Origin of the sequence: Mesorhizobium sp. C432A (genome assembly GCF_030323145.1) — a bacterium.
In the GTDB taxonomy this organism is placed as follows: domain Bacteria; phylum Pseudomonadota; class Alphaproteobacteria; order Rhizobiales; family Rhizobiaceae; genus Mesorhizobium.
Map to the genome: position 1 here is coordinate 1067354 of NZ_CP100470.1, position 19572 is coordinate 1086925.

Below are 19572 nucleotides of genomic sequence, written 5' to 3' on the forward strand. Positions count from 1 at the left end.
GCGGGAGAAGTCTCTGGCGCCTTGTAGAGGATCGCCGTCTCCCGAAGGAAGCTCGATTGAGGGTCGATCCACATCCTTGACTGTTATCCGCCTCGCAAACTCGTGGCGACCTCTCTGATCGCCGCGCACATGGCCCGCACGGCCGTTGCTTCGGCGCTGCTGGAGAACAGAAGCAGCAGAGGCCGACGCGCACGCGGCTCAAGAGGACGCCTCGCAACGATTCGCTGCCAATCGGCCGGAAACGCCAGGCCTGGCGCAATCGACAAACCGCGCCCGGCCCCAACCAGAGCAAGCAGCGCCGCCATATCGCTCGCCGACAGGATGACAACTGGCGCAACGCCAAAATCCTGGAACAATTCGGCAAGCATTGGTCCGCAGCCGCCGCTCGACATAATGAATGGCTGGCCGTCGAGAGCGCGGATCGGAAATGACCCGCCTTGGACTGAGTTCTTTTGCGATGACGCCACAAAGAGTTCGTCGTCGACAAGTTCCTCGGCTTGGCAATTGCCGGCGATGTAGGACAGTCCAATATCGGCGGCACCGCGATCGACCCACTCCGCCACCTCGGTATCCGTGCCCAAGAGCAGTTCGACAGCAAGCTCCGGGTGCCGGACGGAAGTAATGTTCAACGCATATGGAGCAATCTTTACCGAGGCGCTGCTGACCAGCGCGAGCCGTACTCTGTCTTTGATGGAGTGTTCCCGTAGGCCGACAAGACGGCCTAAAGCATGCAAAGCGGCGCGCGCCGCGTCCAAAGCCGCCTCGCCGGTTGCGGTGAAAGCGACACCGCGCCGATCACGTATGACGAGGGGCGCGCCAACGATCTCCTCCAGCGCCTTCATTGCATGGCTTATGGCCGATTGAGAAAGACAGAGCCGCTCGGCGGTTTTGGTGAAGCTGCGCGTCTCGCTGAGCGATGTCAGGACGCGCACCATCGTGATGTTGATATTAGCTTTGTTCATGGCTGCCGAAATATCTTTCATTTCGCTCATATTAAAGAGCGCTGTAGGTTTTGTGAAGGTGAGGGAAACGACCCTCGAAATCGGCGAGCGGCTTTCCTGGCCTCTCCGGCATGCAGGCGTGCGGTACGACGAGACTGAAATTGGAGTATCGCATGAGCTACCTTCCGCAATTCCTGACCCTTGCTTCGGTCTTCCTGCTCGGCGCCATGAGCCCAGGACCCGATTTTGTAGCCGTGACTTCCCATGCGCTGATCAGCCGTCGCGCGGGGTTCCATGTGGCGCTTGGCATTGCCGCAGCGATCATGGTGTGGGCGGCTCTCGCGATGTGTGGCCTGGGCCTCGTACTGACGCAGATTGCATGGGCTCACCTTGCCGTCCGGATCGCCGGCGCCGTGTATCTCGGTTACCTGGGCAGCAAGATCCTTTTGTCGGCTTGGCAGGCGCGGCCACCGCTGGCCGTCAGTGGCGCAGAGACTACGGCTCCCTGGCGAAGCGGCTTCGTTGTCGGAATTACAAATCCGAAGACAGCCGCCTTCTTCGCGAGCCTGTTCATATCGGTATTGCCGATGCAGGCTCCGATCTGGGTCCAGGCAGTGTCGCTGGCCATAATTGGGCTGGTCGCGATGGCGTGGTTTGGGCTTGTCGCGCTGATGTTCTCCACAAGAAGGGTTCGGGCGGTATATGGCAGCGTCCGCAGGCCGATAGATGCCTTGCTCGGAGTTGCACTCATCGCGCTGAGTGCAAGAATTGCGGTCACCCACTAGCATAGCCCAGCTGCTCGGCACACCCTTCACGCGCTTGCCCCCCGATCGTTTCCGTTTTTTGAGCCAGTGCGTTGATTTGCGCAGCCTCTGGCTGTACCTGTCCGGGAACAAGAGTGGCCAATGGCTGTGATCGCGAAAATCCTCGTCTTCGCCGGCTCGGTGCGCAGCGGCGCCTTCAGCGGCAGGACCGCCGATGTGGCGCAGAAGGAGCTGGCCATGCAAGGCGCCGAGGTGACGCGCATTTCGCTGGCCGACTATCCGCTGCCGATCATCGACGAGGACCTCGAAAAGGAAAAAGGCGTTCCCGACAACGCCGTGAAGCTCGGCCGGCTGATCGCCGCCCATGACGGGCTGCTGATCGCGACGCCGGAATATAATGGCTCGATCCCGCCATTGCTCAAGAACACGATCGACTGGGTAAGCCGGGTGCGCCTGGATGGCGGCCGGCCGGTGAGGCCATTTGTCGGCAAGGTCGCCGGCCTGTGCTCGTCTTCCAACGGACATTTCGCCGGGATCCGCTGCATCAACCATCTGCGCGCCGTGCTGGTGCGCTGCCAGCTGGAGATGGTGACGCCGGAATGCTCGGTATCCGATGGCGGCAATGCCTTCGACGGCGACGGCAATTTCAGGGATGATAGACTGACCAAATCGATGGAGCACCTATGCCGCACGCTGATCGAAACCTCGCGCATGCTGTCGACCCGGACCGGGGCATGATTTCCACAGCCATGCAGGCCCACACCATGAGAGACAGGCTGATCGTCGGCCTCGACGTGCCGACGGTGAAAGAGGCCGAACAGGCGGTGCGCGAACTCGACGGCGTCGTCTCCTTCTACAAGATCGGCTATCAGCTGGCCTTCGCCGGCGGGCTCGACTTCGCCAGGGAGTTGGCCAGCGGCGGCACCAGAATCTTCCTCGACATGAAGCTGCTCGACATCGACCACACGGTGGCCAAGGGTGTCGAGAACATCGTGCGCATGGGCATGACCATGCTGACCATCCACGCCTATCCCAAGGCGATGCGGGCCGCGGTGGAGGCCGCCAGGGGCAGCGACCTGTGCCTGCTGGCGGTCAGCGTGCTGACCTCGATGGACGAGCAGGACGTGATCGACGCCGGCTATGAATATGACCCGCACACGCTGGTGCTGAGGCGCGCCGAACAGGCGCTGCATGCAGGCATGGGCGGCGTCGTCTGCTCGGCCGAGGAGGCGGAAGCGGTGCGCCGCATCGTCGGACCCGACCTGGCGGTGGTGACGCCGGGGATACGGCCCAAGGGCAGCGACCATGGTGACCAGAAACGCGTGGTGACGCCCGGCCAGGCGATCCGCAACGGCTCCAGCCATCTTGTTGTGGGCCGGCCAATCGTGGCGGCAAGCGACAGGCGCGCGGCGGCGGAAGCCATACTGGAAGAGATGCGCGCCGCGTAACGAGGAGAAGAAAATGCGCAAGGGATACTGGATAGCCCGCGTCGATGTGCGCGACGCTGAAGGCTACAAGGACTATGTCGCTGCCGCCAAGCTCGCTTTCGACCGTTTCGACGTGAAGTTCCTTGCCCGTGGCGGTGAGCATGAAAAGGCCGAGGGGCCTGGCCGCGCCCGCAATGTCATTATCGAGTTCGAATCGCTCAGCGCGGCGCATGACTGCTACCACTCGCCGGAATACCAACGCGCCGTCGCCATCCGTCAGAAAGTGGCCGATGGCGAGATCGTGCTGGTCGAGGGTATCTGACGCGCGAAGCTGCTCTGCTCAGTGCGGCGCTTCCTCCTGCGCCAGCACCTCCAGTTGATGGCGGTGCCCCGACAGCTCATAGCCGACAACGGTGACGGCCGGCGCTAGCGTCAGTAAGATGAGGCAGACCGCCATGTCGACGCCGGCAAGGGCGGCGATGATGGCAAGTGCGACGACCGCAGCCGTTCCCGCCAGCAGCCAGACGTGGAGGGGATCGAAGCGCTGGACGAGATAATAATACAGCGCATAGATCGCCCCCAGGAACACGCCTAGCGGAATGGCGACTGACAGCAGGGTCGCTACCGGGCCGTTATGGGTCTTGTGCTCGATGAAATAGGCCGCGACATGCAGCCCGGCGCCGGTGGCGACGATGGCAGCGACGATCACCATCTGGCCATAGCCCCAGACGAAGGAACGGCTGCGGTGCTGGTGCAGCACCGTCCCCGAGGGCAGCATGTAATAGACCCACCACATGCCGAAGGTGAGACCCATTCCGGCAATGCCGATCAAGGCGGCATCGAGGTTCCAGCCCTGCTCCTCGACCGCGGCCGACAGCGTCGCCAGCGTGCCGACCACCCCTTCGCCCAGCGCGATGATGGCGAACAGGCTGTAGCGCTCGGCGACGTGGTGCGCGTGCCAGGGCGTGCCGCCATCCCGGCGTTCGGCGATGACCGGTCCGGCAAGCTCGATGAGAAGCAGGACCGTGCCGAAAGCCAGGCTGGTCTCCAGCGAGAAATCGACCAGGATCTGCACCACCCAGCCGATCTGGGCGATCGCGATGGCGATGGCATAGGTGAGACAGGCACGCCGCCGCCCAGGGTCCTGCCGCGCCGCGCGCAGCCATTGGAAGATCATGGCGACGCGCATGATGACGTAACCCAGCACCATGACCGAATTGTTGAGGTGTTCGCCATGCTCGATCGAGGCGAACATGCGCGGCAGGCCGATGGCCAGCACCAGCACGCCGATCATCTGCACCATGGTGACGAGGCGGAAGATCCAATCGTCGGTGTCATAGGCGGAGGAAAACCAGGAGAAATTGATCCACGCCCAGCAGATCGCGAAGCTGGCAAAGCCGAAGCCGATCAGCGCCGCCGCGTAGTGGCCCTCGGCCAAGGCATGCGCCAGTTGCGACGAGGCAAGGCTGAAGGCGGTGACGAAGGTCAGATCGAACAGCAGCTCGAGCGGCGTGGCGACGCGATGCGCCTCATGCGGATCGCGCCCGGCCATGCGCCTTATGTGATGATGGAGGGAGCTTGCTGGTGTGCTCATAGCGCGGCCTTGCCTGAGGACTGTCCCGCGACACTAAAGGTGGAGCAAAAGCCGTCAAGGCGCGGTAGGTCGCGCTGGTCCCTCGACCGTTCAGATCGCCTGTCGGTTCAGTCGGTTCGCCGCCGTCTCGGCAACCGCATCGGCCAGCGTCATGCCCCATTGCATCAGGCAATAGGCGCGGAAATCGAAGCAGGGCAGGCCGGGACAGACCTCGAACTCGATGAGGTGGACATGGTCGTTAGCCTCGACCCTGAAATCGAGGGAAAACACGTCTCGCAGGCCGAGCCCGCTGACCAGCCGCTCGGCGATGCGGCGGATGGTTGCCGCGGCTGCCGGCTGGGTGTCGGCAACCGCCTCCAGCACCGGCTCGCTGTATAGTCCAGCCGCCTTGGCGGCCTCGCCGGTGTCGCCGTAAAGCGCCATCGAGTCCGCCATGGTCTGGAAATCGCCGCCGGAGTCGACGAATGCAACGCCGAGCGCTTCCGCCCCGGCATCCGTTTGCAGCCCAAGGAAGCTGGCGCGGACATTGCGACCGCCGACATAGGGCTGGACGACGACATCGTCGCGATAAGCGGCATAGACCCGCCGGCTAAGCTCCAGCGCATGGGCCAGGTCGTTGCAGCGTGAATCCGGCCAGATGCCTACCTTGGAGCCGAGCCGGTTCGGCTTGACGAACCAGCCGGCTTCCGAAGCTGGCGGGTCGGCCAGCCAGCGGCCGTCGCGGGCCAGGCCTGCCTGCGGCGCCGGCAGGCCGAGCGCGCAAAGCACGGCGCCGGAACGGAACTTGTCCTGGCAAAGCGCGAACAGCGCATCGTCGGCTCCGATGGTTCTAAGCCCATTCAGCCTGGCAAGTGCGGGCGCTGCAGCACCGCGGAAATAGGCAATGCCGTCGGTCAGCGTCCAGACCAGCGTGGTTGCGGGATCGGCCTTCGCCAGCGCGCTTGCCGCATCGTCGAGTGCAACCGGCATAAAGGCGAGGCCGCGCTTTTCACAAGCGGTCGCCAGTTGATCGAACTCAGGAGCGAGATCGGTCGACTGCGCCAGATAAGACGAGATTTCCAGGGCGCGCTCGGCGGGAAAGCCGTCGGCGACCAGCCTGTCGAAACAGGCCTTTTCCGGCTCGTGGACGAGGATCAAGGTCGGGCGCGGCATGGGTCAAAGCTTCTCGGTGATGCAGCCACACCATCGCACGGCCAATGCGATCGGCTTGCGCGAAATCGACCCGCGCCCGCCGCCTGCACGACAACCGGTACGCTCAGGCGATGACCACGCGCGGCTCGAAGCGGCCGTTGACGGGGATGTCGAGCAGGAAGGTCATGCCGGCCTGTGGGTCGAGCTTGCGCTGCTTGTCGTCCTTGCCTTTCCAGGCCGAGGTCACCGCCAGCCGATCGGCCTTGGCCCCGACAAAGGCCGGGCACGAGGACTGCCCCGCCGGCACGGCAATTTCGCGCAACAATGTGCCATCTGGCGAATAGGCCTTGACCGCCTTGCCGCCCCAGACGGCGTTCCACAGCACGCCGTCGCGATCAACGACCGAGCCGTCGACAAAGCCCTTGGACGAGCGATGGTCGACGAACACTTTGGACTCGCCGATCGGCAGACCCGTTGCCGGATCGCAGGCGACGCGCATCAACAGGCCGGTCGAGGTATCGGTGTAGTAGGCGATCGTTCCATCCTGCGAGAAACAGATCGAGTTCGACACGGTGATGCCGGTGTAAAGCGTGCGCAATTCTCCCTTGAAGAACCAGTAGATGGCACCCGCGCCCTTCTCCTCACCCTTGCCCATCGTGCCGACCCAGAAGGCGCCACAAGGGTGGACGCGCGAATCGTTGGAGCGGGTCAGCGCATTGTCGGCCTCGATAGGCGTATGCAGCGTCAGCTTGCCGGTCGAGACGTCGCGGACATGCAGGCCGGTCTCGGTGGCGATGAGCTGGCGATTGTCATCGATAATGGCGATGGCGCTGGCCATCTGGGCGAGCTCATGGACCTTCCGCGCGCCGGACGTGACACCCTGCTCCAGCAAAAGCCCGTTGACGATGTCGAACCAGAACAGCGTATCGGTGGCGGGATCGTAGCTCGGCCCCTCGCCGAGTTCGCAGACATGGTCCGAAAAAACCGAAACGTTTCCCATCATGCCGCTCCGCCGAAGGCCGCGTCCCAGGCCGTCACCGCCGCCCGGGCGCGCGTGGCCACTTCATCGACGCTCATGCCGGGTTTGAACAGGCTGGAGCCAAGACCAAAAGCAGTTACCCCAGCGGCTTTGTAGCCGGCAAAGTCTTTGTCGGAAACGCCGCCTACGGCGCCGACCACGGTATCGGCCGGCAGCACGGCCCGCATCGCCGAAATGCCGCTGGGCCCGAGCACGCTTGCCGGGAAGAATTTGAGCGCCGAAGCCCCAAGCCTAATCGCCTGAAAAGCTTCGGTGGGGGTGAACACGCCTGGCATCGTCACCATGCCATGGTGCATGGCGCGGGCCATGACGTCGGCATCGATGTTGGGGCTGACCAGCAGCCGCCCGCCGGCCTTGGCGAGGGCGTCGACATCGGCTGAAGTCAACACCGTGCCGGCGCCGACCAGCGCTGTCTTGGGCAAAGCGGTGACAATGCTGGCGATCGATGAAAACGGCTCCGGCGAATTGAGCGGCACCTCGATGGCTTCGATGCCGGCGTCAAACAGCGCCTGGCCGATGGCAACCGCCTCGCTGGGTTTGAGGCCGCGCAGAATGGCGACAAGACCACGCTTGAGCTTCGGGAAGGGGGCGGTCTGGGTCACGCTGTCACTCCACTCTGGTGAGTCATTTGGCGATCATGCCATTTTCCCGCGCTGCCTCGATAAGGCCGGCACGCACCGCCTCGTCGGCGTCGACCGTCCTGACGGCAAGCCCTGCAAGGTCTAGCGCCTGGCGGTAGAGGGCTGCTAGCGAGCCGGACGCAACCAGCACGATTGCGGTGGTGCTTTCGCCATAGCGGCGGCCCGCCGAGGCGATCTCGCCGCCGATCAGCAGGCCGGACAGGCAAGCGGCGGCATCGTCGGCCTTGAGGTTCTGCAGCAGGCCGGCGGCGCGGATCGAGAACAGCCGCGAGGTGACATCGCCGCCCTCCGCCAAAGCCTTGCGGCACCATTCCTGGAAGAACGGATTGTCCGGAGTGACCGGCTTCGGGCTCTCGCCCAGCGAATGGCGCAGGATAGAGTGAGTGGCCAGCACCGAAAACAGCTCGCCGGTCGGCCAGGTGCAGAAGCCGTCGACCGCGCCGTCTGCGACCAGAACCCATTTCGAATGGGTGCCGGGCATGCAGACGAGATGGCGACCTTTTGCCGGCAAACCGGCGCCGGCAAGCTGGGTTTCCTCGCCGCGCATTACGTCCGGCGCATCTTCCAGGCGCTGCGCCAGGCCAGGCACGATGCGGATGTCGCGGCGCTGGCCGGGAATGCGGGCGGCCCCCGCGAGAATGGCACTGAGCGGCGCCGGCACGGTGACGTAAGGCGCTTCCAGCCAACCCTGGCGCGAGCCGGCCATGCCGCAGATGATGACCGGCAGTGTGTCAGGTGCGCCGAGCGCCGCCAGATGGCCCTCGAGGATGGTCGAAAAGCCTTTTTGCTGCGCGGTGATCAACCCATCATCGCCGCGACGCTCGGCAAGCACCCCGCCCGCCCCGTCGACCAGCCAGACCCGCATGCGGGTCGTGCCCCAGTCGACGGCGGCGACTGCCGGCGTGCCTTTTGCCGGATTTTGATTCACCGGACTCACAGGAAACCCCCGTCGACGATCAACATCTGCGCCGTCAGCATACGCGCGGCGTCGGAGGCCAGGAACAGCACTGTGCCGACGATGTCGTCGGGCTGCATGACCTGCTTGATGCATTGCTTGGCGACATGGGCGGCGAGCTTCTCCTCGGTGACCCAGAGTTCCCGCTGCCGCTCGGTGATCACCCAGCCCGGCGCAATCGCATTGACGCGGATGCCGTCGACCCCAAGCTTGCCCGCGAGACCTTTGGTGAGGCCGAGTATGCCGGCCTTGGCGGCGGTGTAGGCCGGCATATCGGGGTGGTTGATGAGATAGGAGGTTGAGGTGAAGTTGATGATCGAACCGCCGCCGGCCCGCTTCATGCCCGGCGCGACCGCCTGTGCGGTGAAGAAATGCGGGCGCAGATTGACGGCGAGATTGTTGTCCCAGAACTCGACGGTAACGTCAGCGACGTCGTGGCGTTCGTCCCAGGCGGCATTGTTGACCAGCACGGTGACGTCGCCATGTGCCTCAGCCGCTTTGGCGGCCGAAGCGCGCAACGCCTCGACGTCGCGCAAATCGGTCTTGAGGTAGAGCGGTCGCCGGCCAAGTTCTTTTTCGACGCGGTCGGCAAGCAGCGTGCTTGGGCCATCGGCGATGTCGATGAAGGCGACATGGGCGCCCTGGCGAACGAAGCCCTCGGTCAGTGCCGCACCAATTCCGGAACCGCCGCCGGTGATCAGCACCGAGGCTCCCCTGAGGTCGGCAAAATCGGCCGATGGCATCATATCTTCATCTCCCGGTCCGGTCGGCGCGCATCCTATCCAGCCAAGTCCGGGGAGCAAGGGCGAAAACGGCGATTTGATTGGCTTATGTCAGACAAAAGGCCGCAAGATGGCGGCCACAGTCGATCTTGGCTCGCGCCGCTGACTTGCTCGACGCAGGCCAGACCGCCGGTCAGACTGCCTTGGCGTAGAGGGCGCCGCGATAGGAATCGCGGAGGTAGCCGAGCGTGGCGTCGGCGTCGACCGGTTTGCCGAAGAGATAGCCCTGGCCGCCGGCGCAGCCGAACTGGACGAGGCGGTCGGCCTGCGCCTCCTCCTCGATGCCTTCGGCGACGACATCCATGCCGAGCCCTTCACACATGGCCAGAATGGCGCGGATGATGTGTTCCGACGGTCGGTCGTCGAGGATCGAGGAGACGAAGGCGCGGTCGATCTTGAGCTTGTCGAAATGGAATTCGCGCAAGCGGCCGAGCGAGGACTGGCCGGTGCCGAAATCGTCGAGCGAGACGCGGATGCCGACGCGACGCAGGTCCTCGACGATCTTCTCGGCCGAGGCCGGATCGTTCATCAGGCCGGTTTCGGTGATCTCGATCTCCAGCCGTCGCGGATCGAAGCCGGTGCGGTCGAGGATCGACAATATGTGCAGGCCAGTGTTCTGGTCGACGAGCTGCGAGGGCGACAGGTTGAAGGACAGGAACAGGTCCTTCGGCCAGCTGCGCGCCGCTTCGGTCGCCTTGCGCAGCACCAGCTGCGATAGCGGGCCGATGATGCCGCGCTCTTCGGCGATGGGGATGAACACGGTCGGCGGGACGACGCCGAGGTCGCGATCGGTCCAGCGCGCCAGCGTCTCGAAGCCGATGGTGCGGCGGGTGGTCAGATCGACGATGGGCTGGAAATGCGGCTCGACCTCACCGGCCGAGACGGCGCGGCGCAGCGCCTGTTCGATGCGGGTGACGCGCTTGGCCGCCTCTTCCATTTCGCGGGTGTAGACGACGACGCGGCCACGGCCCGAACGCTTGGCGTGGTAGAGCGCCGTTTCGGCCTTGTTGACGAGGATTTCCGTGGTTTCGTCGCCGGAATAAAAGAGCGAGCAGCCGACCGAGGCCGAAAGCCTGGCGGTGCGTTCGCCGACATCGTAGGGCGCCGACAGGATTTCGATCATCATGCGCGACTTCTCGGCCGCCGCCTCCTCCGAGAACACCATCGGGTAGAGGAAGGCGAATTCGTCGGCGCCGATGCGGCAGACAGTAGAGTGGCTGTCCATCGAGGCGCGCAGCCGCATCGCCACCTGGATCAATATGTCGTCGCCGGCCTTGTGGCCGAACAGATCGTTGATCGGCTTGAAGCCGTCGAGGTCGAGAATGCCGACCGTGAACGGCGCGGGATCGTCTGCACGGTCGCTGATCAGGCGATCGACCTTGTCGAAGAAGCGGCGATGGTTGCCGAGCCCGGTCAGCGCATCGGTGAACGCCAGATCCGAGTTTTCCCTGCTTGCCTGCCCGGTGCCAAACGTCGTTTGCATCGGTATCCCTGTTTGTGACGCCCGAAATTTAGGCTGAGACTGGCAGCAAAGCGTTTAGGAAGCGTATCGCGAAATCGATTTTTCGCTGGCGAATGATGCTTTAGCGGACGCGGTAGAGTTCGACCGGGGTTCCGCGCGTTTCGGCCACCGGTTCGAGCCAATCGGGGACGCTTCCCTGCATCAGCCTGGCCAGGAAGCCTTGCGGCGCCTTGGCGGCAAGCATCTTGCTTTCGGCGCTGCCGCGGCAGAGCGCCATCAGGCCGACGTGGTGAGCCGCCGCGATCGTCCTCGCCTGGTCCGCCGATCCGAGGAAGGCATCGAGCGCAAGCAGGTCGCCGGCGATGTTGCGATGATAGGGGCCGGCAAAGACGCGGTGCCCGGAATAGGCCAGGATGGGCGAGCCGAGATTGGAGATGGCAAGCACCGTGGTGTGCGGCAGCCGGGCCAACGCCGCGAAGGAGGCCTTGCGCTCGCAGGACGGATCGCTGTCGGTGTCCTGTGCCTCGACCGAGACCTTGTTGGCCTCGAATACGCTCGACGTCGCGGCGGCAGCACCGGCCCAGACGGCATTCACCGACACCACCCAGACCGCCGCCATGCGCAGCGATACGCTGCGCGCAGGGCTGATCCTCGCCCGTTCGCGCCAGCTTGCGATCCAGGCCGACAGCGGGATGACGGCAAAGGCGATCGAGAATGTCGAGCCGCGGACCTGCCAGGCGCTGACGATGAAGGCGCCGACCAGCAAGGCGCCGACGAGGCTGTCCTGGCGGCGCCATGGCCCACGCAGGCGAAGCGCCATCAGCGCGATCGCCACCAGCGGCGTGACATAGCGCGCCGCCAGCGAGGCCGGCTCGCTGGCGGCAATACTGAACAGCGACTGCGCCTCGTCGATGTGATCGAGCCACAATTCCTTGAGGCGCGGATCGAGATTTGCGTAGGGAGCCGCAAGGCATTGCGGAAACAGCGCCGCGACAACGGCGCCCAGCACAAGCGCGAGCAGGCCGAGCGAAATCAGGCGGCGTCCGGCCGTGCCGTTGGACACCTTGAGCGACGTCACGGCGGCAAGGCCCAGTCCGGCGATTGCCGCGACGACGAATTGCACGGCCGAGAAGGCATCGCACTGCGCCTGGCCCCAGGCCGATGGCGGGATGGTGCTGACGAAGACGAGGGCTGAAACGCCGGCAAAGCCGAGACCGAAATCCCTGGCGATCCGGTGTTCGCCGCCGGGATCGACGACGAACAGCAAAGCGATGCAGGCGCCGATGGTGGCGACATAGGGCGCGGTTTCCATGCCGACGGCCAGCGTCAGGGCCGCACACAGCCCGGAAATCAGCGCCGCCCAGCGACGCGCCGGCGCCTCGAGCAGCAGGCTGAGGCTGGCCATGGTCAGCGTCAGCTGGACATTGTGATGATCGAGCGCACCCGGCAAGAAAATGCCGATGAAATGCAGCGCCGCCGCGCCGATGACGATAGCGGGCAGCACGGCGCCGACGCCGGCGAAGCTTCGTGCCGCACGGGCTGTAAAAAACACCGCCAGGCAAAACAGCAGCGACGGCCACAGCACCTGTGCGATCGCTTCGGCCATGGCCATGCTGCCGGTCAGCGCCGAGGCGGCGAGGATGATGGCGGCGAGCGGTGCGTCGACCAGCCGCGACCAGTGCATGACGAAACCGCCTTCCGGCCCCATCCTGTACTGATGCAGGTCGAACCAGCCCTGGCCGGCCAGCATGTCGCGAACCTCGACCAGCCGCAGCAGGCTGTCATTGTCGCCGCCGGCATTGCTCAATTCGCGAAAGCCCGTGGCGGCATTGACGGCCAGCACCACCAGCATGGCAAGCAGCGCCAGCGTCATATCGGACTTCCAGGAGGAAGCACCCGCCTTGGCTGCGTTCATCATCATGACCTTCGTCGGAAAGACTGCGGCCTTAAACCTAGCCTTAACAGCTTCAATAAATAGTAAAGTCGCCTGAGCGAGGCCGCATATGAGCGCGGCCGGAGGCTCCGCCGGGCGTCGGGAGACGGAAATGCCGCACGAAGTCCGCCATGAGCCGGCCATTGCCGTGCTCCTGCCTTGTTACAATGAGGAACTGACCATCGCCGAGGTGGTGCGGCGCTTTCGCGAGACGCTGCCATCGGCCGACATCTATGTCTATGACAACAATTCCAGGGATTTGACCGCGCTCAAGGCGCGCGCAGCGGGCGCCATCGTCGTCCGCGAGCCGCGCCAGGGCAAGGGCAATGTCGTGCGGCGCATGTTCGCCGACATCGATGCGGACATCTATCTGATGGCCGATGGCGACGGCACCTATGCGCCGGAAGATGCCTCGCTGCTGATCAACATCCTGCAGACCGAGCGCTGCGACATGGTGGTGGGCACCAGGCGCGGCGTCACCGACGATGCCGGCCGTTCCGGCCATGCCTTCGGCAACCGCATCTTCAATAGCCTCTACAAGCGGCTGTTCGGCGCCGACTTCACCGACATCTTCTCCGGCTACCGCGTCTTCTCGAGGCGCTTCGTCAAGAGCTTTCCCGCCGTTTCCGGCGGCTTCGAGATCGAGACCGAAATGTCGGTGCATGCCTCGCAGCTGAAACTGCCGGTGAGCGAGATCGCGCTCGATTATGGCCGCCGGCCTGAGGGATCGTCGTCGAAGCTGTCGACCTATCGCGACGGCGCCAGGATCCTGTGGATGTTCGCCATGCTGATGAAGGAGACGCAGCCGCTGCGCTTCTTCGGCGCCTTCGCGATTTTCTTCCTGGCATCGAGCCTTACCCTGATGACGCCGGTGCTGATCGAATTCGCCCAGACCGGCCTCGTGCCGCGCATGCCGACCTGGGTGCTGTCGGTCGGCCTGCTGCTCTTGTCGATGCTTGCGATGGTGACCGGACTGATCCTCGATTCGGTATCGCGCGGACGCGCCGAGCAGAAGCGCATTTTCTATCTCTCCGTCCCGTCGGGCCGGGTCGAACGGCGCGAACGCACGAGCGAAACAGCGAAGGCCGAACCGGGCAAGACGCCCCGGGCCGCCTGAGGCCGTGAGCCGGCTCGCCCGCTTCGTCCTGGCCGGCGGCGTTGGTTTCGTCGCCGATGCCGCGGCGCTCTGGCTGTTCTTGGCGGTGACGCCGCTCGGTCCCTTCGTCGCCCGTGTCCTGTCGATCGGCTTTGCGCTGTGCGTCACCTGGCAGATCAACCGGCACCTGACCTTTTCGCCGTCGAGCCGCGGCGTGGCGCAGGAGGGCGCGCGCTATGGCGGCGTCGGCATCGCCACCAGCATTGTCAACTATCTCGTCTACTGCGCCATCCTGTTCGCGCTGCCGGCAATGCCGCCGCTGGCGGCACTTGCCGTCGCCTCGCCGGTCGCCATGGCGCTGTCCTTCCTCGGTTACTCCCGGCTGGTCTTCGACCGGTAAAGGTCTGGGCCAAGCAAGCGCGATTGGCAGAAGCCGCCAAGTTCCGTATATCGGCGACAGAGCCTGCTGGAGACCGGAAGATGCCCCTGAAAATCGCCGTCCAGATGGACCATGTCTCCACCGTCTCGATCGCCGGCGACACGTCGTTTGCGCTGTCGCTGGAGGCGCAGCGGCGCGGCCACCAACTGTTCCACTATACGCCCGACCGGCTGTCGATGCTGGGCGGCAAGGTGTTTGCCCGCATCGAAGAGATGAAGCTCCGCGACGAGAAGGGCAATCATTATACGCTGGGTGACAAAGTGCGCACCGACCTGTCGGAGATGGATGTTATCCTGCTGCGCCAGGATCCGCCCTTCGACATGAATTACATCACCACGACGCATATTCTGGAGCGCATCCACCCGAAGACACTGGTCGTCAACGACCCGGCCTGGGTGCGCAACAGTCCGGAAAAGATCTTCGTCACCGAATTCCCCGATCTGATGCCCGAAACGCTGATCACCAAGGATCCCCAGGAGGTCGCCGCCTTCCGCAAGGAGTTCGGCGACATCATCGTCAAGCCGCTCTACGGAAATGGCGGCGCCGGCATCTTCCATCTCAAGGAGGATGACCGCAACCTCGCCTCGCTGCTCGAAATGTTCGCCCAGCTGTCACGCGAGCCGTATATCGTCCAGCGCTATCTGAAGGATGTGCGCAAGGGCGACAAGCGCATCATCCTGATCGACGGCGAGGCGGTCGGCGCCATCAACCGCGTGCCGGCCGACCACGATTCTCGCTCCAACATGCATGTCGGCGGCCGCGCCGAAAAGACCGAGCTGACGGAGCGCGAACGCGAGATTTGCGCCCGCATCGGCCCGTCGCTGAAAGAGCGCGGCTTCATCCTGGTCGGCATCGACGTGATCGGCGACTACATGACCGAGATCAACGTGACCTCGCCGACCGGCGTGCGCGAAGTGCAACGCTTTGGTGGCGCGGATATCGCCAGCCTGTTCTGGGACGCGGTGGAGGAAATGCGGCGCAATTCGGCCGCGTAGTGTGCGTTGCTACGGAGGACTTTGGTGGGTCCAGAGAAGCATCGAAAGATGCTCTTTATCGGGTAAGACTGCCGAGCAAGCGGCTCATCAAATCAAACTATGTCCCGGAAGCGCCGAGGCCTCAGTTTCGGAGGAAGGAGACCGATAAGTCTGGTCTGCAATTTTCGCTGTGGTGTTGCCCAATCTTTCAGCAGAAAACCCGCATCGGAGTTCTTTTCCAGCAATGCAAAAGCCGCAGACAGTCCGATCAGGTCGACCAAGGTCCTGCGCATTGATTGGCGGGAGATTAAATGCTCCAGTCCCGGCGCCACTTCGCACCAACGATTGGCCAGTGCCCGCCGTATCGCTATTTCAGTATCGGGCGACATCCTGCCGAGGCCAACTCCGGTACCCAGGATGCGCCCGTCCGCCCAGCCATTGCCGCCGTGAAGCCGATAACTGCCAAGAGCCCGCCCAATCCTCACGGTTCCGCCGATCATATGGGCGGCACGAGCCATATAACCATCGGCACATATCCTTATTTCGTCCGGATCGGATGGACGCATGATTTCAAGCGGAGCTCGACGAAACATCATCCCCGATGTGGTCGACCAAAACCAACCCACGGTACCCCGATCAATAAATAATAATGTCGGGTCAGCTTCGGTGTCGACATGCAGGTAGCCGCTCATTTTCGGCATCGATCGCGGGTCGTTCAGGTGGAATACGGGATGACCGCCCGCAAGCAGGTTGCCGGCCGTGTCTATCACCACCTCATCGGAGCTCGACATTGCCGCGATACGGGTGTGGCTGAGATGCGCTCTCACATGGCATTCTATGAAGTCAGGATGCCAAGCATCGTCACCGTCAAGAAAGGAGATCAGGGGTCCGGCCGTCGCGTCAAGCCCGGTCATCATTGTTGCCAACTGCCCGCCATTTTGCAGTCGGGGCAGAAAGCGGAAACGACTGTCGCCAAGCTGGGACAGACACTCTTCAATCCTTCGGCGGGAACCGTCAGTCGAAAAATCATCGACCACCACGCACTCGAACGCAGTGTATGTCTGCGCCGCTACGGATCGGATCGCAGTGTCGATGAATGCCTCTTGATTGAAACAGCCTACGCAAACGGATACGGTTGGTAGCGCGATGTGAGAACCAGCTCCGCTTGGGACGATGTTTTCTTTCAAGAGGCGCTTCTCCGTACACCAGATTTGATCGCCTGAGATATTCCGTCGATCAAATGGCGGTGTTTCTTTGCCAAATTTCTCTCTATCGAAGCGAGTTTTTCTCCGCACTCAAGATCGCAATTGCCGCATGTTGACCCTACAGCACGGGTATCGCCCTCCTACCAAATTCGAGATTGTCAGAGCCATGCTGCGTCATGGCCACAACCTCAGAAAAGGGCACCCTTCCGCGAAGTCGCAACCTGCTCTTCAGGCCAGTTTGCTGTCGGACGATCCGTTCATATCCTATTCGGGAATGTCCGGTACGCCGCTCGGATTAGCAAGTCATATGCCTTTCCGTCCACGCAGCCACCGCGCCTGGTTTCTCATCTCGCCAACCTGGTCCATCGAAAACAGTGCTAGCGTCAAAACCATCCGGACCTATGCCGTTCTGCATAGACTCAAGAACCCCCGTCACTCGCTAATCTTCCTATCCAACACTCAGGCAGAGGCTGATCTGTTGAACCAGTCCGGCGAGGCCGCCGTCCTGCACAACAAGACGTCAACAACCTCCGAACACATATTCAGGCCTCTCGATGACGTCCCTGTAGAATTTGATGCAATCTACAATGCGCAGCTGGCTCCGTGGAAGCGCCATGACTTGTCGCTTGGCATCCAGCGTTGCGCATTTGTCTTCTATCGAGATTCAAGCGGATCCTCCACGACGGAGTCGGAAAGAGCGCGAATAAATCGGCATAGGGAGCTCGCACCGCATCACGTCTTTATCAACGAGTTTGACGGCACCGGCAAGCCTGTCCGATTGGCACCGGCTCAGGTGAACACGCATCTAAATCGTGCAGCCGTGGGAATCTGTCTCTCTCACCTGGAAGGACCAATGTTCGCCAGCACGGAATATCTTCTCGCGGGCCTTCCAGTGGTCACGACGCCGAACCGTGGTGGCCGAGACCTTTATCTGGATGCCGACTATTCGCTTACAGTTCCACCCGATCCTCGATCCATCGCGGAGGCTGTCTTGGCACTGAAGGAGCGGCGAATACCCCGGGCTCATATTCGTACGCAAACTTTGAAACGAGTTGAACGGGACCGCGGGCGGTTCATAGACCTTGTAAATGAGATTTTTCTGGAAAGCGGCTCTTCGCGCCGGATCGCCATGCCCTGGCCTTTCCGATATCCTGTCATGGAGTGGCTTCCACCCCAAATCGCAATCGATCGATCCCTTTCAGGTGCGGTCGATGCCTTCGTCACCGCTTAGACGGCAACAGCCTCGGATTGCCGGAGGAACTCTGTCGCCCTTGTTAAACGCGGTCGAGGAGGCGGAGCAGCCGTTCCATTTTGCTTGACCATCTTCCTTTTTTGCAACCGGCACAGCGCGCTGCAGCCACCACGAATGCATGTTCCTGTAATGTTCTTGCCTTGGCCTGAAATCTATGGTTGTCTTGTCCTGACGTCGCTCGCGGTCTGAACCACAAGGCCGAGGCGAGCCGATATCCGGGGGCAGAGCAAGATGGTGGCGCGGGTTCGCACGGTTGCTTTCCAGGGCATCGAGGCCGTACCGGTCGATGTCCAGGTGATGATCGCGCCGGGCAAGGTCGGCATGCAGATCGTCGGGCTGGCCGACAAGGCGGTGGCCGAAAGCCGCGAGCGCGTGCAGGCGGCACTGCATGCGTCGGGGCTGTCGATGCCGTCGAAGAAGGTGACGGTCAACCTGGCGCCTGCCGATCTTCCCAAGGAAGGGAGCCATTACGACCTGCCGATCGCGCTCGGCCTGATGGCTGCACTCGGCGCCATTCCGGGCGACATGCTGGCCTCCTATGTCGTGCTCGGAGAATTGTCGCTCGACGGCACCATTGCCACGGTGGCCGGCGCGCTGCCGGCGGCGATCGGCGCCAATGCCGAGGGAAAGGGCCTGATCTGCCCGTTCGGCTGCGGGCCGGAAGCGGCCTGGGCGGGCAAGGATTTCGACATATTGGCGCCGCGCAGCCTGATTGCCATCGCCAATCATTTTCGCGGCACGCAGGTGCTGTCGCGGCCCGAGCCCGGCATCCATGTCTCGGCCCGCGACCTGCCCGACCTTTCAGACATCAAGGGCCAGGAAAGCGCCAAGCGGGCGCTGGAAGTGGCGGCGGCCGGCGGCCACAATCTGTTGATGGTCGGGCCTCCCGGCTCGGGAAAATCGATGCTGGCGCAGAGGCTGCCTTCAATTCTGCCGCCACTGGCACCGAAGGAACTTCTTGAAGTCTCGATGATCGCCTCGGTGGCCGGCGAGCTCGGCGAAGGCAAGCTCACCGACCGGCGGCCGTTCCGCGCCCCGCACCATTCGGCCTCGATGGCGGCAATGGTCGGCGGCGGCATCAGGGCGCGGCCGGGCGAAGTATCGCTTGCCCATAACGGCGTCCTGTTCCTCGACGAGTTTCCCGAATTCACGCCGCAGACCTTGGATGCACTGCGCCAGCCGCTGGAGACCGGCGACTGCATGATCGCGCGCGCCAACCACCGCGTCACCTATCCGGCGCGCATCCAGCTGGTGGCGGCGATGAACCCGTGCCGTTGCGGCATGGCCGGCGAGCCCGGCTATCGCTGCCTGCGCGGCGAGCGCTGCCGCACCGACTACCAGGCGCGCATTTCCGGCCCGCTGCTCGACCGCATCGATCTCAGGATCGAGGTGCCTGCGGTCTCGGCCGCCGACCTGATCCGGCCGGATCGGGCGGAGAAAAGTGCCGCCGTTGCGCAGCGCGTCGCGCGCGCCCGCACCATCCAGCGCGAACGGTTCGAGCGGCTCGGCGTGACCAGCGCGACCACCAACGCGCATTGCTCGCCGTCTGTTATCGAAGACATCGCCGCGCCGGACGCAGCCGGCCTGTCGCTGCTTAAAGACGCCAGCGAGAAACTCGGCTTTTCGGCGCGCGCCTATCACCGCGTGCTTAAAGTGGCGCGCACACTGGCCGACCTCGACGCCAGCGAAACCGTCGGCCGCATTCACCTGGCCGAGGCGATTTCCTACCGCATGATGTCGGAGCGGGTGGCGCAGGCGGCTTAACCCTCCCCCCTTGAGGGGAAGGTGACCGCGAAGCGGCCGGGTGGGATCGCCGAAGAATGCTCGATTTTTGAAGCCGAGCCGAGAAAGGGCCTCTGCGCTGACATTGCTTGTAGTGTCGTCCGAAGGGAGTCGCCGCACTTCACGCAGGACCCCACCCGGCCCTTCGGGCCACC

At 63.5% G+C, this 19572-nt stretch carries 19 protein-coding genes; 9 read left to right on the plus strand and 10 right to left on the minus strand.

The window, feature by feature from the left end; genetic code table 11:
* Window positions 1-83: 83 nt before the first annotated feature.
* The gene (locus tag NLY33_RS04995; protein ID WP_023707746.1) at window positions 84-992 is read right to left on the minus strand and encodes a LysR family transcriptional regulator; all 909 of its coding nucleotides are present in this window, start codon (window positions 990-992) and stop codon (window positions 84-86) included.
* A 122-nt stretch (window positions 993-1114) separates the two neighbouring features.
* Here NLY33_RS04995 and NLY33_RS05000 point away from each other — a divergent pair, with 122 nt between their 5' ends.
* The 4 genes from NLY33_RS05000 (at window position 1115) to NLY33_RS05015 (ending at window position 3454) form a co-directional block, all read left to right on the plus strand.
* On the plus strand, window positions 1115-1726 hold the full coding sequence (locus NLY33_RS05000; RefSeq protein WP_023703809.1) for a LysE family translocator: 612 nt from the start codon (window positions 1115-1117) through the stop codon (window positions 1724-1726).
* Between the two features lie 120 nt (window positions 1727-1846).
* On the plus strand, window positions 1847-2443 hold the full coding sequence (locus tag NLY33_RS05005; RefSeq protein ID WP_023703810.1) for an NADPH-dependent FMN reductase: 597 nt from the start codon (window positions 1847-1849) through the stop codon (window positions 2441-2443).
* Complete coding sequence (gene pyrF / locus NLY33_RS05010) at window positions 2440-3153, plus strand: orotidine-5'-phosphate decarboxylase (protein ID WP_023701963.1); 714 nt, start codon at window positions 2440-2442, stop codon at window positions 3151-3153. Before NLY33_RS05005 ends, pyrF begins: the two co-directional genes overlap by 4 nt.
* Before the next feature lie 13 nt (window positions 3154-3166).
* Window positions 3167-3454, plus strand: a complete 288-nt coding sequence (locus NLY33_RS05015) for a DUF1330 domain-containing protein (RefSeq protein ID WP_023701962.1) — start codon at window positions 3167-3169, stop codon at window positions 3452-3454.
* 18 nt (window positions 3455-3472) lie between these two features.
* Here NLY33_RS05015 and NLY33_RS05020 read toward each other — a convergent pair whose 3' ends face one another.
* The 8 genes from NLY33_RS05020 to NLY33_RS05055 all read right to left on the minus strand — a co-directional run bounded on the left by NLY33_RS05020 (window position 3473) and on the right by NLY33_RS05055 (window position 12657).
* Complete coding sequence (locus NLY33_RS05020; protein WP_031196416.1) at window positions 3473-4726, minus strand: low temperature requirement protein A; 1254 nt, start codon at window positions 4724-4726, stop codon at window positions 3473-3475.
* A gap of 90 nt (window positions 4727-4816) precedes the next feature.
* Entirely contained in the window at window positions 4817-5878 is a 1062-nt protein-coding gene (locus NLY33_RS05025) for a D-alanine--D-alanine ligase family protein (RefSeq protein ID WP_023703813.1), read from the minus strand.
* Window positions 5879-5981: 103 nt separating this feature from the next.
* On the minus strand, window positions 5982-6857 hold the full coding sequence (locus NLY33_RS05030) for an SMP-30/gluconolactonase/LRE family protein (RefSeq protein WP_023703814.1): 876 nt from the start codon (window positions 6855-6857) through the stop codon (window positions 5982-5984).
* Window positions 6857-7498, minus strand: a complete 642-nt coding sequence (locus NLY33_RS05035) for a 2-dehydro-3-deoxy-6-phosphogalactonate aldolase (RefSeq protein ID WP_023703815.1) — start codon at window positions 7496-7498, stop codon at window positions 6857-6859. The genes NLY33_RS05030 and NLY33_RS05035 overlap by 1 nt, the downstream gene beginning before the upstream one ends.
* A gap of 22 nt (window positions 7499-7520) precedes the next feature.
* Complete coding sequence (locus NLY33_RS05040) at window positions 7521-8465, minus strand: 2-dehydro-3-deoxygalactonokinase (protein WP_023707745.1); 945 nt, start codon at window positions 8463-8465, stop codon at window positions 7521-7523.
* A 5-nt stretch (window positions 8466-8470) separates the two neighbouring features.
* The gene (locus NLY33_RS05045) at window positions 8471-9238 is read right to left on the minus strand and encodes an SDR family NAD(P)-dependent oxidoreductase (RefSeq protein WP_023703817.1); all 768 of its coding nucleotides are present in this window, start codon (window positions 9236-9238) and stop codon (window positions 8471-8473) included.
* Window positions 9239-9407: 169 nt separating this feature from the next.
* Window positions 9408-10757, minus strand: a complete 1350-nt coding sequence (locus tag NLY33_RS05050; protein ID WP_023681311.1) for a putative bifunctional diguanylate cyclase/phosphodiesterase — start codon at window positions 10755-10757, stop codon at window positions 9408-9410.
* Between the two features lie 100 nt (window positions 10758-10857).
* The gene (locus NLY33_RS05055) at window positions 10858-12657 is read right to left on the minus strand and encodes a hypothetical protein (RefSeq protein ID WP_023703818.1); all 1800 of its coding nucleotides are present in this window, start codon (window positions 12655-12657) and stop codon (window positions 10858-10860) included.
* A 124-nt stretch (window positions 12658-12781) separates the two neighbouring features.
* Here NLY33_RS05055 and NLY33_RS05060 point away from each other — a divergent pair, with 124 nt between their 5' ends.
* From NLY33_RS05060 to gshB, 3 genes are all read left to right on the plus strand, one after another.
* Window positions 12782-13786, plus strand: coding sequence for a glycosyltransferase (locus tag NLY33_RS05060; RefSeq protein ID WP_023673183.1), 1005 nt, complete (start codon window positions 12782-12784; stop codon window positions 13784-13786).
* A gap of 4 nt (window positions 13787-13790) precedes the next feature.
* On the plus strand, window positions 13791-14165 hold the full coding sequence (locus NLY33_RS05065; RefSeq protein WP_023703819.1) for a GtrA family protein: 375 nt from the start codon (window positions 13791-13793) through the stop codon (window positions 14163-14165).
* A gap of 80 nt (window positions 14166-14245) precedes the next feature.
* Window positions 14246-15199, plus strand: a complete 954-nt coding sequence (gene gshB, locus NLY33_RS05070; RefSeq protein ID WP_023687497.1) for a glutathione synthase — start codon at window positions 14246-14248, stop codon at window positions 15197-15199.
* Between the two features lie 92 nt (window positions 15200-15291).
* Here the strand turns inward: gshB and NLY33_RS05075 are convergent, their stop codons facing one another.
* Window positions 15292-16365, minus strand: a complete 1074-nt coding sequence (locus NLY33_RS05075; RefSeq protein ID WP_023703820.1) for a glycosyltransferase family 2 protein — start codon at window positions 16363-16365, stop codon at window positions 15292-15294.
* A 127-nt stretch (window positions 16366-16492) separates the two neighbouring features.
* On the opposite strand from NLY33_RS05075, the gene NLY33_RS05080 reads away from it, so the two are divergent.
* Together NLY33_RS05080 and NLY33_RS05085 are read left to right on the plus strand one after the other, a co-directional pair.
* Window positions 16493-17614: a glycosyltransferase gene (locus NLY33_RS05080; RefSeq protein ID WP_023703821.1), complete on the plus strand. Its 1122-nt coding sequence runs from the start codon at window positions 16493-16495 to the stop codon at window positions 17612-17614.
* Between the two features lie 252 nt (window positions 17615-17866).
* Window positions 17867-19399: a YifB family Mg chelatase-like AAA ATPase gene (locus NLY33_RS05085; RefSeq protein ID WP_023687500.1), complete on the plus strand. Its 1533-nt coding sequence runs from the start codon at window positions 17867-17869 to the stop codon at window positions 19397-19399.
* Window positions 19400-19572 lie beyond the last annotated feature (173 nt).

Excerpts from the sequence above, each read along its gene's own strand:
- NLY33_RS05015 (WP_023701962.1), top strand. The coding sequence starts at position 3,167 with ATGCGCAAGGGATACTGGATAGCCCGCGTCGATGTGCGCGACGCTGAA.
- NLY33_RS05080 (WP_023703821.1), top strand. The coding sequence starts at position 16,493 with ATGTTGACCCTACAGCACGGGTATCGCCCTCCTACCAAATTCGAGATT.
- NLY33_RS05055 (WP_023703818.1), bottom strand. The coding sequence starts at position 12,657 with ATGATGATGAACGCAGCCAAGGCGGGTGCTTCCTCCTGGAAGTCCGAT.
- NLY33_RS05060 (WP_023673183.1), top strand. The coding sequence starts at position 12,782 with ATGCCGCACGAAGTCCGCCATGAGCCGGCCATTGCCGTGCTCCTGCCT.
- NLY33_RS05085 (WP_023687500.1), top strand. The coding sequence starts at position 17,867 with ATGGTGGCGCGGGTTCGCACGGTTGCTTTCCAGGGCATCGAGGCCGTA.
- NLY33_RS05030 (WP_023703814.1), bottom strand. The coding sequence starts at position 6,857 with ATGGGAAACGTTTCGGTTTTTTCGGACCATGTCTGCGAACTCGGCGAG.
- NLY33_RS04995 (WP_023707746.1), bottom strand. The coding sequence starts at position 992 with ATGAGCGAAATGAAAGATATTTCGGCAGCCATGAACAAAGCTAATATC.
- NLY33_RS05045 (WP_023703817.1), bottom strand. The coding sequence starts at position 9,238 with ATGATGCCATCGGCCGATTTTGCCGACCTCAGGGGAGCCTCGGTGCTG.
- NLY33_RS05020 (WP_031196416.1), bottom strand. The coding sequence starts at position 4,726 with ATGAGCACACCAGCAAGCTCCCTCCATCATCACATAAGGCGCATGGCC.
- NLY33_RS05005 (WP_023703810.1), top strand. The coding sequence starts at position 1,847 with ATGGCTGTGATCGCGAAAATCCTCGTCTTCGCCGGCTCGGTGCGCAGC.
- gshB (WP_023687497.1), top strand. The coding sequence starts at position 14,246 with ATGCCCCTGAAAATCGCCGTCCAGATGGACCATGTCTCCACCGTCTCG.
- pyrF (WP_023701963.1), top strand. The coding sequence starts at position 2,440 with ATGATTTCCACAGCCATGCAGGCCCACACCATGAGAGACAGGCTGATC.
- NLY33_RS05000 (WP_023703809.1), top strand. The coding sequence starts at position 1,115 with ATGAGCTACCTTCCGCAATTCCTGACCCTTGCTTCGGTCTTCCTGCTC.
- NLY33_RS05025 (WP_023703813.1), bottom strand. The coding sequence starts at position 5,878 with ATGCCGCGCCCGACCTTGATCCTCGTCCACGAGCCGGAAAAGGCCTGT.
- NLY33_RS05050 (WP_023681311.1), bottom strand. The coding sequence starts at position 10,757 with ATGCAAACGACGTTTGGCACCGGGCAGGCAAGCAGGGAAAACTCGGAT.